At 68.4% G+C, this 14,680-nt stretch carries 11 protein-coding genes and 1 pseudogene; 7 read left to right on the plus strand and 5 right to left on the minus strand.

Annotated features, from left to right (window positions below):
- Positions 1-367 (minus strand): annotated as a pseudogene (locus ACRDPS_RS04190) (D-2-hydroxyacid dehydrogenase family protein); the annotation flags it as partial.
- A gap of 110 nt (positions 368-477) precedes the next feature.
- Between ACRDPS_RS04190 and ACRDPS_RS04195 the strand changes: the two are divergent.
- Both ACRDPS_RS04195 and ACRDPS_RS04200 read left to right on the plus strand, forming a co-directional pair.
- Positions 478-1,110, plus strand: a complete 633-nt coding sequence (locus ACRDPS_RS04195) for a ClpP family protease (protein WP_431500367.1) — start codon at positions 478-480, stop codon at positions 1,108-1,110.
- A 79-nt stretch (positions 1,111-1,189) separates the two neighbouring features.
- A complete protein-coding gene (locus ACRDPS_RS04200) occupies positions 1,190-1,795 on the plus strand; it encodes a ClpP family protease (RefSeq protein WP_431500368.1) in 606 nt (201 codons plus the stop codon).
- A 10-nt stretch (positions 1,796-1,805) separates the two neighbouring features.
- On the opposite strand, the gene ACRDPS_RS04205 is transcribed toward ACRDPS_RS04200, so the two are convergent.
- Positions 1,806-2,042 carry a helix-turn-helix domain-containing protein gene (locus ACRDPS_RS04205; RefSeq protein ID WP_431500369.1) on the minus strand — a complete coding sequence of 79 codons (237 nt, stop codon included), beginning with the start codon at positions 2,040-2,042 and terminating at the stop codon, positions 1,806-1,808.
- 329 nt (positions 2,043-2,371) lie between these two features.
- On the opposite strand from ACRDPS_RS04205, the gene ACRDPS_RS04210 reads away from it, so the two are divergent.
- Complete coding sequence (locus tag ACRDPS_RS04210) at positions 2,372-2,884, plus strand: hypothetical protein (RefSeq protein ID WP_431500370.1); 513 nt, start codon at positions 2,372-2,374, stop codon at positions 2,882-2,884.
- Positions 2,885-3,017: 133 nt separating this feature from the next.
- Positions 3,018-3,518 (plus strand): hypothetical protein, encoded by a 501-nt coding sequence (locus tag ACRDPS_RS04215; protein WP_431500371.1) that lies wholly within the window; start codon positions 3,018-3,020, stop codon positions 3,516-3,518.
- Positions 3,519-3,552: 34 nt separating this feature from the next.
- Here the strand turns inward: ACRDPS_RS04215 and ACRDPS_RS04220 are convergent, their stop codons facing one another.
- Complete coding sequence (locus ACRDPS_RS04220; protein ID WP_431500372.1) at positions 3,553-4,236, minus strand: MBL fold metallo-hydrolase; 684 nt, start codon at positions 4,234-4,236, stop codon at positions 3,553-3,555.
- Between the two features lie 150 nt (positions 4,237-4,386).
- Here ACRDPS_RS04220 and uvrA point away from each other — a divergent pair, with 150 nt between their 5' ends.
- Both uvrA and ACRDPS_RS04230 read left to right on the plus strand, forming a co-directional pair.
- Positions 4,387-7,368 carry an excinuclease ABC subunit UvrA gene (uvrA, locus tag ACRDPS_RS04225; protein ID WP_431500373.1) on the plus strand — a complete coding sequence of 994 codons (2,982 nt, stop codon included), beginning with the start codon at positions 4,387-4,389 and terminating at the stop codon, positions 7,366-7,368.
- 76 nt (positions 7,369-7,444) lie between these two features.
- Positions 7,445-7,873, plus strand: a complete 429-nt coding sequence (locus ACRDPS_RS04230) for a Rieske (2Fe-2S) protein (RefSeq protein ID WP_431500374.1) — start codon at positions 7,445-7,447, stop codon at positions 7,871-7,873.
- A 253-nt stretch (positions 7,874-8,126) separates the two neighbouring features.
- Here the strand turns inward: ACRDPS_RS04230 and ACRDPS_RS04235 are convergent, their stop codons facing one another.
- Both ACRDPS_RS04235 and ACRDPS_RS04240 read right to left on the minus strand, forming a co-directional pair.
- On the minus strand, positions 8,127-9,410 hold the full coding sequence (locus tag ACRDPS_RS04235; protein ID WP_431500375.1) for a pyridine nucleotide-disulfide oxidoreductase: 1,284 nt from the start codon (positions 9,408-9,410) through the stop codon (positions 8,127-8,129).
- 61 nt (positions 9,411-9,471) lie between these two features.
- Positions 9,472-10,506, minus strand: a complete 1,035-nt coding sequence (locus ACRDPS_RS04240) for a LacI family DNA-binding transcriptional regulator (protein ID WP_431500376.1) — start codon at positions 10,504-10,506, stop codon at positions 9,472-9,474.
- A 180-nt stretch (positions 10,507-10,686) separates the two neighbouring features.
- Here ACRDPS_RS04240 and ACRDPS_RS04245 point away from each other — a divergent pair, with 180 nt between their 5' ends.
- Entirely contained in the window at positions 10,687-14,679 is a 3,993-nt protein-coding gene (locus ACRDPS_RS04245) for a GH92 family glycosyl hydrolase (protein ID WP_431500377.1), read from the plus strand.
- Position 14,680: the final 1 nt, after the last annotated feature.

The following is a 14,680-nucleotide window of genomic DNA, read 5'->3' on the forward strand; positions in this document are numbered from 1 at the left end:
CCTCGGTGACGATGTGGCGGGTCAGCGCATGGATGAGCGCCCAGGTCAGCTCGACCGGCGGATGCGGGCTCGACGGGGTGCCGCACACGGTGACACCGAGCCGGGCCGCCGCGTCGAGGTCGATCGAAGCGTTCCGCATCCCGGTCGTGACCAGCAGCCTCAGTGACGGCAGCCGTTCCAGGACGGCGGCCGGAAACGGCGTACGCTCCCGCATCGCCACCACGATCTCGGCTCCGTCCAAGGCCCGGACGAGGGCATCGGGCTCGAGATGCGAGGTGAGCGAGGTGACCTCGACGCCGTCGAGCGAGTCCCATGCGGCGTACGTCCTGGCCACATCCTGATAGTCATCGAGAATCACACAGCGCACGACGCCAACCTATCGGTGTGGCCCATCGGGTCGCGGCGTTCTGCTGTGGGCAGATCTGCCTTCGGCAGATTCGCTGGAATGCGGCGTACGCCTGGATCAGGCTCGACAGCATGACTCAGACACCAATGGCGGCCGGGCCGCTCGACGAGCAGCTGACGGCAAGGCTCCAGAATCAGCGGATCATCGTGCTCGGCCAGGAGGTGGACGACGCGATCGCCAACCGGATCTGCGCGCAGCTGCTCCTGCTCTCGGCCGAGGACCCGCACCGCGACATCTCCCTCTACATCAACTCGCCAGGTGGCTCGGTGACCGCCGGGATGGCGATCTACGACGTGATGAACCTGATCCCCAACGACGTCTCCACGCTCGGGATGGGCATGGCGGCGAGCATGGGGCAGTTCCTGCTCACCGCCGGCACCCCGGGTAAGCGTTACGTGCTCCCGCACACCGAGGTGCTGCTGCACAAGGGGTCGGCCGGGATCGGCGGCTCCGCGGCCGACATCGAGGTGCAGGCCGCGCGGTTGGCGCGGATGACCGAGCAGATGCTGCGGATCACCGCCGAGCACACCGGACAGAGCGTCGAGCAGATCGACAACGACTCGCTGCGTGATCGGTGGTTCAGCGCGGAAGAGGCGCGGGACTACGGCTTCGTGGACGAGGTGCTCGACGACGTGCAGTCGGTGACCCCGGTGCAGCAGCGCAGCGTCGCCTTCGGTCTCTCCGCGGCTGGGGGTGCCCGATGAGCGAGCGTCAGCGAGCGAACGTCGGATCTTTCATCGGGACGCGTCCGTACTCTGGCTCTTGCGCTACGGAGGTGGCCCGATGAGCTCCTACACGATTCCCTCGGTCGTCGAGAAGACCCGCAACGGCGAGCGGGCCGTCGACATCTACAGTCGTCTGCTCTCGGACCGGATCGTCTATATCGGTACGCCCATCGACGACGGCGTCGCGAACGTGGTCATCGCCCAGCTGCTGCACCTGGAGTCGGACTCGCCCGAGTCCGAGATCAATCTCTACCTCAGCTCGCCCGGCGGCGACCCCACCGCGATGTTCGGCATCTACGACACGATGCAGTTCATCGGTGCCCCGGTCGCGACCACGTGCGTGGGCCAGGCGGCGGGTTCCGCGGCCGTGCTGCTCGCCGCTGGGGAGCCGGGGCGCCGGATGGTCCTGCCGCACGCGCGCGTCGTGCTGCAGCAGCCCGGCCAGGACGGTCAACGGGGCGATGTCACCGACCTGCAGGTCGCGGCGAAGGAGATCAGCCGGGTGCGTGCGGAGATGGACACGCTGCTGGCGCGTCACACCGGCCACGGCCGGGAGCAGATCCACACCGACACCGAGCGCGACCTGGTCCTCGGGGCCGAGGGCGCGGTGGCGTACGGCCTGGCGGACGGCGTGCTGGAGAGCCGCAAGCTCGCCACGGTGTGAGCCCGGGCGCTCAGGCGGCAAGGGCGAGGGGGCCGGACGGATGGGCGGCGGTGCGCAGGGTGCGGGTGACGCGCTCGGTGAGGTCGACGAGGCCGAGACCGAGCGCGCCGCCGACCGCCTGGAGCACCTCGGAGCTGGGCTCCTTGCGGCCACGCTCGATCTCGGAGAGATACTGCGTCGAGACACCGGCGTCGCCGGCGACCTCGGAGAGCGTACGTTCCTGGCGCGATCTCTCCTCACGGATCACCTGCCCGGCGGCCTCACGCCATAGCGGCGCGGATTTATTCTCATCCGGTAACGGTCGGCCGGGAAACCTGATCAATTCGCCCATGACATCACATTAGCGCTGGTCACATCGGATGACGCGATAGTTCGCGCTGGGCGAACAAGCGTCCTACCTGCGGTTTTATCGGTCGAACGATAGATGGCGAGGACTTGCCAGCGGGGCTCGACACTCCGATAGTGGTCGCACAGTTTGGATCTTTGTAGGTCTACTGTGCACGACCAGAGAACGAGTCGAGTCGTTGGTATCACGGGGGAATCGTGTTGCATCGCAAGCAGATCGCTTTGGCCGGAATGGCAACCGGACTGGCCATGACAAGCATCGGGATCGGCGGACTGATCGTCGGCAACGCTGGGGCAGAGGAGCCCGGACAGCGGTACGCATCGGGTGAGGAGTCCGGGGTCAGCCTGATCTCGCCGGTCTCGCCGGTGGCACCGCTGGAGAAGTCGTCCTCGACGCCGTCGGAGGGCGAGCCGTACACCAGGGGCCCCGGGAGCCAGGCTCCCGAGATCGGCGAGTCGGTCCCGGCGAGCCCGCGGGCGATCGAGGAGTCGATGACCGGGTCGACCTCGCCGGTTCCGGCGCGTCCGACCCACCCGCCGGTGGAACCGAGGCCGACGGGCAGCCCGACGGAGTCGCCGAGCGACCCCGGCGAGTCGCCGAGCGAGCCGAGCGAGAGCCCGAGCGACCCCAGTGAGTCGCCGAGCGAGCCGAGCGAGTCGCCGAGCGAGCCGAGCGAGTCGCCCAGCGATCCCAGCGAGTCGCCGACCGACCCGGACGACCCGTCCGGGTCGCCGACCGACTGAACCGGCTGAGCTGAGCGCCGGGCCGTCTGTGACGGTCACACTGCTCCCGATGCCCAGGGGAGAGTGACGCCCCGGGCGGGGCTGCCCTACGCTGTGCGCCACATCATGCGCGGGGCATGCACAGGGAGTCGAGTTGCAGAGCAAGCAGATCGCCGTCGCGGGCATCCTGTCCGGCGCTGTCATGACCGGCCTCGGGGTCGTCGTCCTGCTCGCCAGCCTGGCAGAGGCCGAGCAGCCCAAGCGCGATCCGGTCACCGGGTACGGGGACACCGGGACCAACTACTCCGAGGTCGAGCCTTTGCCGTTGCGGCCCTCCGAGAAGTCGTCCCGGAAGCCCAGCGCCGACCCCTCAGACGATTCGAGGGGCGCGGCCGAGCGCGAGAGCGAGGGCGGGGCGTACGAGCCGGGGGAGCCTGCTCCTGCGCGAACCGCCGAACCAGACGACCCGGCGGCTCCGAGTGCGTCGACCAAGCCCACCGGGCCGGGCGGATCGACTCCGACCTCGGGGCCGACGCGCACGAGCGAACCCGAGCCGACCACCGAGCCGAGCGACCCGGACGATCCCACCACCGAACCGGAGCCGTCCGAGACGCCGACGCCCACTTCCGATCCGGATCCGCAGGCGCTCGGCTAGGAGCGCCAGGACCCGTTGGTGACCCGAGAGGTGGTCACCATCCGCGCTCGCGCCACTCGGCGAGATGGGGGCGCTCGGCGCCGAGCGTGGAGTCGTCGCCGTGCCCTGGGTAGAACCAGGTGTCGTCGGGGAGGGTTCCGAAGATGCGCTCTTCGACGTCGTCGATCAGCTGGGCGAAGCGTACGGAGTCGTTCTGGGTGTTTCCGACGCCACCTGGGAAGAGGCTGTCGCCCGTCCACAGGTGCGGCGTGCCCTCGGGATCGCGATAGACGAGGGCGACCGAGCCGGGTGTGTGGCCGCGCAGGGCGATCACCTCGAGAGAGCAGTCGCCGACGGTAACCGTGTCGCCGTGGGAGAGGGCACGCGAGATGCGTACGCCGGTGGCCTCCGTGACCGCGGCAGCGTCGGGCTCGCCGGCGAGGGCGGTGGCGCCGGTCGCTGCGGTGACGTCCGCCAGGGCTCGGTGGTGGTCCCAGTGCTGGTGGGTGGTGACGACGGTGCCGAGCCGGTCGCCGATCAGGGGGAGCAGGGTCTCGGGCTCGGCCGCGGCGTCGACGAGGAGCTGCTCGCCGGTGGTCCGGCAGCGCAGCAGATAGCAGTTGTTGGACATCTGCTCGTCGACGGCGACCTTCGTGATGGTCAGGCCGGCGAGCTCGCGAACGTCGGCCGGTCCGCCCGGTTTCACGGCGCCTGTATAAGTGGAGGGAACATCGCTCATGCACCCATGCAAGCACGCCGAGCAACGCCGCAGGTAAAAATGTCGGTGCTCCGTGAGAGGGTGCCAACTGGGAGACTTCTTGGCGTCGTATGATGCGAACATCTGTTCGACGCAGTAGCGCGATGCGATAGCACTGGACGAGGAAAGAACGTGGCGGAGCAGCAGCTGATCATCCGGGGAGCCCGGGAGCACAACCTCAAGGACATCTCGCTCGACCTGCCTCGAGACTCGATGATCGTTTTCACCGGCCTGTCGGGAAGCGGCAAGTCGAGCCTCGCGTTCGACACCATCTTCGCTGAGGGCCAGCGGCGCTATGTCGAGTCGTTGTCGGCGTACGCTCGCCAGTTCCTGGGCCAGATGGACAAGCCCGACGTCGACTTCATCGAGGGCCTCTCCCCGGCGGTGTCGATCGACCAGAAGTCGACCTCGAAGAACCCTCGATCGACCGTGGGGACGATCACCGAGGTCTATGACTACCTGCGTCTGCTCTATGCCCGCGCGGGACGTCCGCACTGCCCGACCTGCGGGGCGCCGATCGAGCGCCAGACGCCGCAGCAGATCGTCGACCACGTGCTCGCACTGGAGGAGGGACGGCGCTTCCAGGTGCTCAGCCCGGTGATCCGGGCCCGCAAGGGGGAGTACGTCGAGCTCTTCAGCCAGCTCCAGCAGCAGGGCTACTCGCGGGTGCGTGTGGACGGCGAGACCTATCAGCTCGACGCTCCTCCCAAGCTGGAGAAGCAGAGAAAGCACACCATCGAGGTGGTCATCGACCGGCTCGCGGTCAAGGAGTCCTCCAAGCGGCGGCTGACCGACTCGGTCGAGACCGCGCTGGAGCTCGCCGGCGGTCTGGTCGTCTTCGACTTCGTCGACAGTGGCGAGCAGATGAAGTTCTCCGAGCGGATGTCGTGCCCCAACGACCATCTGCTCGACACCGACGAGCTGGAGCCGCGCTCCTTCTCGTTCAACTCGCCCTTCGGTGCGTGCCCGGCCTGCACGGGTCTGGGCACCAGGATGGAGGTCGACCCCGAGCTGGTCGTCCCCAACCCGGCCGCGACGCTGGCCGAGGGAGCGCTGCAGCCGTGGTCCCAGGCTCACGTCGCCGACTACTTCCTCCGTCTCCTCGAGGCTCTCGGTGGCGAGCTCGGCTTCGACCTGGAGACGCCGTGGGACGCGATCCCGGCAGCGGGCCAGAAGGCGATCCTCGACGGACACGGGCACAAGGTGCACGTGGTCTCGGTCAACCGCTATGGCCGCCGCCGCTCCTATGACGCCGAGTTCGAGGGCGTACGCCGCTGGGTCGAGCGCCGCCACAAGGAGGCGGAGTCCGACACGACCCGGGAGCGCTTCGAGGGCTACATGCGCCAGGTGCCGTGCCCGACCTGTGGTGGCACCCGGCTCAAGCCCGTCTCCACCTCGGTGACGCTGGGGGAGAGGAGTGAGGGCGGCCTCAACATCGCCGAGCTGTGCGCGATGCCGATCAACGAGGCGGCCGAGTGGCTCGACAAGGTCGAGCTCAGCGGCCGCGAGCGTCAGATCGCCGAGCAGGTGCTCAAGGAGATCCAGGCGCGGCTGCGCTTCCTCCTCGACGTCGGCCTCGACTACCTCTCCCTGGAGCGGCCCTCGGGATCGCTCTCCGGTGGCGAGGCGCAGCGGATTCGGCTCGCGACCCAGATCGGCTCCGGCCTGGTCGGCGTGCTCTACGTGCTCGACGAGCCCTCGATCGGGCTTCATCAGCGCGACAACCACCGCCTGATCGAGACGCTCCAGCGGCTCAAGCGCCTCGGCAACACGCTCATCGTGGTCGAGCACGACGAGGACACCATCAACGTCGCCGACTGGGTCGTCGACATCGGCCCCGGCGCGGGCGAGCACGGCGGCCAGGTGATCCACTCCGGCCCGGTCAAGGAGCTCCTCGCCAACGAGGAGTCGATCACCGGCCAGTATCTGGCGGGGCGCCGCGAGATCGCCGTACCTGCCGTACGCCGCCCGCGCACCGCCGGGCGAGAGCTGACCGTGCACGGTGCCCGAGAGAACAACCTCAAGGACATCGACGTCACCTTCCCGCTGGGGCTCTTCCTCGCGGTCACCGGGGTCTCGGGCTCCGGCAAGTCGACGCTCGTCAACGACATCCTCTACACCGCGCTGGCCAAGGAGTTCTACCGCGCCCGCACCGTTCCGGGTCGGCACACCAAGATCTCCGGCCTCGACAACGTCGACAAGGTGATCCACGTCGACCAGTCCCCGATCGGTCGTACGCCGCGGTCCAACCCGGCCACCTACACCGGTGTCTTCGACCACGTCCGTAAGCTCTTCGCCTCCACCCCTGAGGCCAAGATGCGGGGCTACCTGCAGGGCCGGTTCTCGTTCAACGTCAAGGGCGGCCGCTGCGAGGCGTGCTCGGGTGACGGCACGATCAAGATCGAGATGAACTTCCTGCCCGACGTCTACGTCCCGTGCGAGGTCTGCCACGGCGCGCGCTACAACCGCGAGACGCTCGAGGTGCACTACAAGGGCAAGTCGATCGCTGAGGTGCTCGACATGCCGATCGAGGAGGCGGTCGACTTCTTCGCGGCCGTGCCCGCGATCGCACGCCACATGAAGACCCTGGTCGAGGTCGGCCTGGGCTACGTACGCCTGGGGCAGCCCGCGACCACCCTGTCCGGCGGTGAGGCGCAACGGGTCAAGCTCTCCTCCGAGCTGCAGAAGCGCTCGACCGGCAAGACGCTCTACGTGCTCGACGAGCCGACCACCGGGCTCCACTTCGAAGACATCCGCAAGCTCATCGGCGTGCTCTCCTCGCTGGTCGACAAGGGCAACACGGTGCTGGTGATCGAGCACAACCTCGACGTCGTCAAGACCGCCGACTGGATCATCGACATGGGCCCGGAGGGCGGGAACCGCGGTGGAATGGTGGTCGCCGAAGGCACCCCCGAGACCGTCGCCGCGACCCCCGGCAGCCACACCGGTGGATTCCTCGCTCCGCAGCTCGAGGGCAAGGCCGCCGAGCAGCCACCGGCCAAGCCGGTGAAGGCGAAGGCCGCCCCGGACAACGCGAGCCCGGCGAAGAAGGCGGCCGCGAAGAAGTCCGCCGCGAAGAAGTCGGCGGCGCGGAGGAGGGTCGCGGCGTCCTGAGCCTGTCGAGAATCGTGTGTGAAGGTTTACGCCCAGTCCGCGATCAGTCTCGTCAACCCAGCCTATTCTTTGTCGCATGAGTGAATCTCGAATCACCCGGCGGAAGGTCTTCGCGAGCACCGCAGTCACCGCGGTCGGTGTCCCGCTTCTCGCTGCGTGCGGCAGCGACGAGAGTGGCACCGATTCGGGTGGCGACTCCGCCGGGGGCGATGCGGGTGACGGTCCGCTGGTCGCGACCAGCGAGGTCCCCGTGGGCGGGGGAGTGATCCTCGCCGATCGCAACCTGGTCGCCACCCAACCCACCGAGGGCACCTTCAAGGTCTTCTCCGCGGTCTGCACCCACCAGGGCTGCACGCTGACCAAGGTCGTCGACGGCACCATCGACTGCCCCTGCCACGGCAGCCGCTTCTCGATCGAGGACGGCTCGGTGGCCCAGGGCCCCGCCGAGGACCCCCTCGATGAGGTGACCTTCAAGGTCACCGACGGCGACATCGTCCCCAGCTGAACCCCCGCCAAGCGTCACCCCCACCAAGGGTTACCCCGCCAAGGGTCACCCCCGCCGAAGGTCACCCCCGCTGGCCGAGACGTCAGTTCTGCAGGCCGAGAGGTCACTTGTGCAGGCCGAGAGGTCTGTTCTGCAGGTCCACACGTCACTGCGCTGCCCACTCGGCCTGCGAAGTTGACGCCTCGATCTGCAGGAGTGACGTCTCGGCCTGCAAAGTTGACGCCTCGGTCTGCAGAGGTGACTTCTCGGCGGGTCAGGCGCCGGCGAGGGCCTCGGCACGCCAGGCGGAGTCGCGGGGGGAGCGGCGGCGGTCGAGGCGGGCGTCGAGCAGCACCCGCGCGTCGTCCCAGCGGTCGGCGCGGAGCAGGGCGGCGATGCGGGCCTCCTCGATGATCTCCCGCTGAGCGTCTGACCCGCCGAGGCGGCGGATCGACGGCGCCAGCGCGGCGAGGCTGTCGGCCGCGGCGGAGTGCTCCTCGCGCGCCATCAGGCCCAGTGCCCCGGCGAGGGGTGAGACGACGTCGGCCATCGTCGGGTGTACGTGGCCGGCGGCCCACGACCTCAGCTCGTCGAGAGCGCCGATGTCCCCGGTGGCGAGGTGCGCGACCGCGGTGTGCATGGCCAGGAACGGCGTAGCCGGCCGGATCATCGTCTCGCGGCCGGTGACGCGGATGACCTCGGCGATGTCTGGCACGTCGCGCGCTCCCGGCGTGAGCGCCCAGCGGAACAGCAACGAGCCGGAGTCGACCAGGGCCCGGCAGCCCAGCGCGTGGCCGGGCTGGAGCTGGGACTCGTAGCGGCGGCGTACGGCCTCCATGTCGCCGAGCGAGAGCTCGTGCAGCGCGGCGTGCCAGGAGAAGTGCGAGAGCGAGTCGATCTCAGCGCCGTCGCCGAGCACCCATGACGACATCCAGGCCAGACCCGCCTCGTGGTCCCCGGTCTCATAGTGCGCGTGCGCGCGGGCGTGGGCGGAGTGCCCGGCGCCGGGTTCGACCGCCAGCGAGGCGCAGGCGAGCGTCATCGCGTCGTCGAAGCGGCGCTGCTCCTGGCGTACGAAGGCGAGCAGGCCGGCGAACCACCAGTCGTCACCATACGCGGGCGCGGCACGTTCAACGATCGCCCAGGCCTCCTCGGGCACCTCGGTGGCGCCGGCGAACGCGATGGTCGGGACCGAGGTGGACAGCAGCAGCGCGTCCCTCGGGAAAGCCGCCAGGTGGTCGATGAGCGGCCGCGGATTGCCATCGATGTGAGCCTCGACAGCGTGGACGTGGCTGCGCTCCCGCTCGGTCGCCCGCCTGGCGTGCAGCCGGGCCTGCCGCAGGCGCGCGCCGACGTCGACGGGAGCACACATCTCGTGGCCGAGCAGCGCGAGCGCGGCATGTCCCAGCGCGAAGGTCGGGTCGAGGACGATCGAGGCCGCGAACGAAGCGAGAGCGCCGTCGCGCAGTCGGAGCACGTTCAACAGTCCCTGGGAGTAGGCCAGGGCGGCTTGGTCACTGGTGGTCAGCGAGTATCCATAGCGGTCACGACAATGCACATAACAATACTAGACCACTAGACTTTAAAATCCAGGGTCGATGGGCCCGATATCCCCAGACTCAGGGAGCGTCAAGCTCTCCGGAGCCCCGGGCGATCAGTCGGGTGCCGATCGTGACGGTCTGCGTCGGGCCGCCGACGTCGCCGGCGATGCGCTGGAAGAGCAGGCGCGCGGCGGCAGCACCCATGGCGCCGGGATCCTGCGCCACGACGGTGAGCCCGGGCCGGAGCAGATCGCCGAGCTCGACGTCGTCGAACCCGACCAGGGCCAGTCGCGTCGAGCGGCGGGCGAGCTCGCGGAGCACGCTGACGGTGGTGCGGCTGTTGCCGCACAGCAGCGCGGTCGCCGGCGACGGCCCGCCGAGCAGCCGGTCCAGCGCGTCGGTCGTCGACGCGGGTGACGGTGGCGCCTGGGTGACCAGCTGGTCGTCGAAAGGGATTCCGGCGGACTCCAGTGCCTCTCGATAGCCGCGAAGGCGCTCGCCCGCGGTGTAGATCCCCGGTGCGTCGCCGATGAAGCCGATCCGCCGGTGACCGAAGGACAGCAGGTGCTCCACCCCGCGCCGGGTGCCGCCGGCGTTGTCGGTGAGGACGATGTCGGCGTCGATGTCGCCGGGCGGACGGTCGACGAACACTACCGGGATGCCGGCCTGTATCTCGGGGAGGAGGTAGGAGTGGCTGGTGCCTGCTGGTACGACGATGAGGCCGTCGACGCGTCGCTCGCAGAACGCCAGGGCGAGCTCGCGTTCCCGTTCGGTGTCCTCGGCCGAGGATCCGGCGAACACCATCGTGCCGTGCCCGCGGGCTACCTCCTCGACCGCTCGCGACAGGATCGAGTAGAACGGATCGGCGACGTCCTCCAGGAGCAGGCCGACGCTGCCCGACCGGCCCTGGCGGAGGTCGCGTGCGCTGGCGTTGCGGCGAAAGCCGAGTGCGGCGATCGACTCCAGCACAGCTGAGCGTCGGTCGTCGTTGACGTTGGCTTCGCCGTTGACCACCCGCGAGACGGTCTTCAGGCTCACGCCCGCGGCGGCGGCGACGTCCTTCATCGTCGGTCGCCGCTGCTGGGGGGTCGTCTCGGACGGAGGTAGGGCCACACCCCAAGAGTAAGTCGCCGACGTGGTCGCGACAACGATGTCACAGGTTCGGCGGTGTGTCGGGCGATCAGCCGCACAAGAGCCCCGACTTCCCGCGTAAATCCTTTGCCAATCTCGTTGACAACGTTGTCATCCGGGTGTTCGATCACCCTGTTCCCCCATGTGAAGGAGATCACATCAATGCACCACTGGGACGCACGACCGACGAGACGACGCCGGGCCTTCCGCCTGGCCGCGATGATCGCCGCACCAGCGGCACTGATGCTCGCGATGAGCGGGACCACGCCCGCGTTCGCGACCCCGGAGGCACCCGAGCCGTCCGCGCCGAAGAGCAACACCGCTGACCCCGAGCGGATCGAGGGCGTCGAGGACGGCGACTGGGCGACCTCCTTCGAGGAGGAGGACCCGCAGCCGACCTGGGCCGACCTGGTCGACACCGACGAGGACGGCAAACCACGCTCGGAGGGTGTCGCCGGCCCCGACCCCTCCGGCATCCCGGGCGACATCTCCAGTCACATCACCGAGGCGACCGCGAGCGACGAGAACGCCGACGGGGGTGAGGGCGCGGCCGAGCTCGTCGATGGTGACGTCAACTCCAAGTGGCTGACCTTCGACACCGCCGGCTGGGTGACGATCAAGCTCGACCAGCCGATCCAGGTGGTCAGGTACGCACTCACCTCGGCCAACGACGCGGCCGAGCGCGACCCGAAGGACTGGGAGATCCAGGGCTCTGCCGACGGTCAGACCTGGACCACCCTGGACAGTCGCACCGGCCAGTCGTGGGAGGAGCGCTTCGAGACCAAGGAGTTCGAGATCGCGTCCCCGCAGGCGTACTCCTACTACCGGATCGACATCACCGCCAACCAGTCCGGTGAAATCCTCCAGCTGGCCGAGTGGCAGCTCTCCGACGGCTCAGAACCCCCGCCGCCGCTGGAGAACATGACCAGCCATCCCGACGACGGCCCCGCCTCGGCGTACGCCGCCAAGTCCAAGGTCGGCTTCACCGGCCTGCACACGCTCGAGTACGCCGGCAAGGTCACCCGTGACAGCGGCGGCTTCTCGTACAACCGGGTCTTCGACGTCGACATCCCGGTCGGCAAGAAGACCGAGCTGTCCTACCTGCTCTTCCCCGAGTTCATCGAGGGCGACCTGAGCTACCCGAGCACCTACACAGCGGTCGACCTGACCTTCACCGACGGCACCCATCTCTCCGACCTGGGCGCGCTCGACGCGCAGGGCTACGAGCTCTCCCCGAAGGGGCAGGGCGAGTCGAAGTCGCTCTACACCAACCAGTGGAACAAGAAGGTCTCCGTCATCGGGGAGGTGGCCGCGGGCAGGACGATCGACCGCATCCTGGTCGCCGTCGACACTCCGAGCGGGCCGACGAAGTTCCGCGGCTGGTACGACGACATCAAGATCACCGCGGCGCCCGAGACGCCACAGGTCACCAGTCGTGCCGACTACGCGCTGACCACTCGCGGGACCCAGTCCAGCGGCGACTTCTCCCGAGGCAACAACATCCCGGCGACGGCCGTTCCGCACGGCTTCAACTTCTGGGCGCCGATGACCAACGCCGGCTCGCTGTCGTGGTTCTACCGCTATCACGAGGACAACGACAAGCAGAACCGTACGCGGCTGCAGGCACTGACCCTCAGCCACGAGACGAGCCCGTGGATGGGGGATCGGCAGACCTTCCAGGTGATGCCGTCGGCATCCTCCGGCACCCCCGACCCGGGAAGAGATGCGCGGTCGCTGACCTTCAAGCACGAGAACGAGACGGCGCGCCCCTACTACTACAAGGTCGACTTCGACAACGGTCAGCGTGCCGAGATCGCGCCGACCGACCACGCGGCGATGTTCCGGTTCACCTATCCCGGTGACGACGCGAGCCTGGTGTTCGACAACGTCAACGACAACGGCGGACTGACGCTCGACAAGGAGAACGGGACGCTGTCCGGCTACACCGACACCCGCAGCGGCCTGTCGAACGGCGCGACCCGGATGTACGTCTACGCCACCTTCGACCAGCCGGTCACCGGCGGCGGCAAGTACGCCCAGGGCGAGCGCCCCGACGTACAGGGTCATCTCGAGTTCGACGCCGGTGCGGACAAGACGGTGACGATGCGCATCGCCACGAGCCTGATCGGCACAGACCAGGCCAAGCGGAACCTCGAGCTCGAGGTCGCCGACGACTCCTTCGACACGGTCAAGGACGAGGCCAAGGCGCTGTGGCAGGACAAGCTCGACATCCTCGACATCGAGGGGGCGAGCAAGGACGAGAAGACCACCGTCTACTCCAACCTGGCCCGGCTGTTCCTCTACCCCAACTCGGGCCACGAGAACACCGGCACCGCCGAGGAGCCGACCTGGCAGCACGCCGTGCAGTCGACCTCGGAGGAAGGCAACCCGCCAGGCACCACCCCCACCCACACGGGCGCGGAGATCAAGGACGGCAAGGTCTATGTGAACAACGGCTTCTGGGACACCTATCGCACCACCTGGGCCGCGTACTCCCTGTTCGAGCCGAGCCAGGCCGCCGAGATGGTCAACGGCTTCGTGCAGCAGTACAAGGACAACGGCTGGATCTCGCGCTGGTCCTCCCCGGGCTACGCCAACCTGATGACCGGGACGAGCTCCGACGTCTCCTTCGCCGATGCGTACGTCAAGGGTGTCAAGGGGATCGACGCCGAGGCCGCGTACAAGGCCGCCGTGAAGAACGCCACCGTCCGGCCGCCGGGCACCGCGACCAACTCCAACGTGGGCCGCAAGGGCATGCAGACGTCGCTGTTCCTCGGCTATACGCCGGCGGCGGTCGGCGAGGGCGTCTCCTGGGCGCTCGAGGGCTACATCAACGACTTCGGGATCGGCAACATGGCCGCCGCGCTGGCCAAGCGCGAGGGCATCTCCAGCGCCGAGAAGAAGCGGTTCACCGAGGAGTCGGAGTACTTCCTCGACCGGGCCCGCAACTACGTGAACACCTTCGACACCAAGGTGGGCTTCTTCCAGGGACGCAACGCCGACGGCACCTTCAAGAAGTCGCCGCAGGAGTTCAACCCGCTGGTGTGGGGCAGCGACCACGACTACACCGAGACCAACGGCTGGAACTTCGCCTTCCACACCCCGCAGGACGGCCAGGGCCTGGCCAACCTCTACGGCGGCCGAGACGGTCTGGCGCAGAAGCTGGACACCTTCTTCTCCACGCCGGAGACGGGGGAGTACCCCGGTTCCTACGGTGGCATCATCCACGAGATGCGTGAGGCCCGAGACGTACGCATGGGGCAGTGGGGCTTCTCCAACCAGGTCAGCCACCACATCCCGTGGATGTACACCTACGCGGGCCAACCGTCGAAGACGCAGAAGATCGTCCGCGAGACCCTGCGCCGGATGTACACCGGCTCGGAGATCGGGCAGGGCTACGGCGGCGACGAGGACAACGGCGAGACCTCGGCGTGGTACCTCTTCTCAGCACTCGGCCTCTACCCCCTGCAGATGGGCAGCGAGAACCTCGTGATCGGCTCGCCGCTGTTCACGAAGGCGACGCTGCACCTCGAGGGCGGCAAGGACCTGGTCGTCAAGGCGCCCGAGAACAGCACCGAGAACATCTACGTGCAGGGTGTCAAGATCGACGGCAAGAAGTGGGACAAGACGTACGTCTCCCACAAGGAGCTCGCCGACGGCGGAACCATCGAGTTCGACATGGGCTCGAGCCCGTCCTCGTGGGGCACGAAGCGCTCGGCAGCGCCGCCGTCGCTGACCGAGGGGTCGAAGCCGGCCACGCCGATCGCCGACAGGTCCGGTCCGGGCAAGGGCACGATCCTGACCAGCGGCAGCGACGGCGAGATCCTGGTGGACAACGACTCCGGGACCGAGACCACCGTGGCCGGCGACGGCTGGGTGGAATACCGGTTGAACAAGAAGCGGGTCCCGGTGTCGTTCTACACGCTCACCAACGGCGTCGCGGGCGGTTCTCCGACCGGTTGGGTCGTCAAGGGATCGATGGACGGGACCTCCTGGAAGGTGCTCGACGAGCGCTCCGGTGAGAAGTTCGACTGGCAGCAGGCCACCAGACCGTTCAAGCTCGGTTCGGAGGCGAGGTACAACCGCTACCGGATCGAGTTCACCGGCTCCGCCGGCGACCGGATCACGCTCTCCGAGCTGGAGCTGCTCGGCTGAC

This window comes from Nocardioides sp. (assembly GCF_050699375.1).
In the GTDB taxonomy this organism is placed as follows: Bacteria; Actinomycetota; Actinomycetes; order Propionibacteriales; family Nocardioidaceae; genus Nocardioides.

What these genes read in the sequence shown, in the direction of transcription:
- ACRDPS_RS04195 (WP_431500367.1), top strand. Translation starts at nt 478, where the DNA reads ATGACTCAGACACCAATGGCGGCCGGGCCGCTCGACGAGCAGCTGACG.
- ACRDPS_RS04200 (WP_431500368.1), top strand. Translation starts at nt 1,190, where the DNA reads ATGAGCTCCTACACGATTCCCTCGGTCGTCGAGAAGACCCGCAACGGC.
- ACRDPS_RS04210 (WP_431500370.1), top strand. Translation starts at nt 2,372, where the DNA reads ATGGCAACCGGACTGGCCATGACAAGCATCGGGATCGGCGGACTGATC.
- ACRDPS_RS04220 (WP_431500372.1), bottom strand. Translation starts at nt 4,236, where the DNA reads ATGAGCGATGTTCCCTCCACTTATACAGGCGCCGTGAAACCGGGCGGA.
- ACRDPS_RS04230 (WP_431500374.1), top strand. Translation starts at nt 7,445, where the DNA reads ATGAGTGAATCTCGAATCACCCGGCGGAAGGTCTTCGCGAGCACCGCA.
- ACRDPS_RS04245 (WP_431500377.1), top strand. Translation starts at nt 10,687, where the DNA reads ATGCACCACTGGGACGCACGACCGACGAGACGACGCCGGGCCTTCCGC.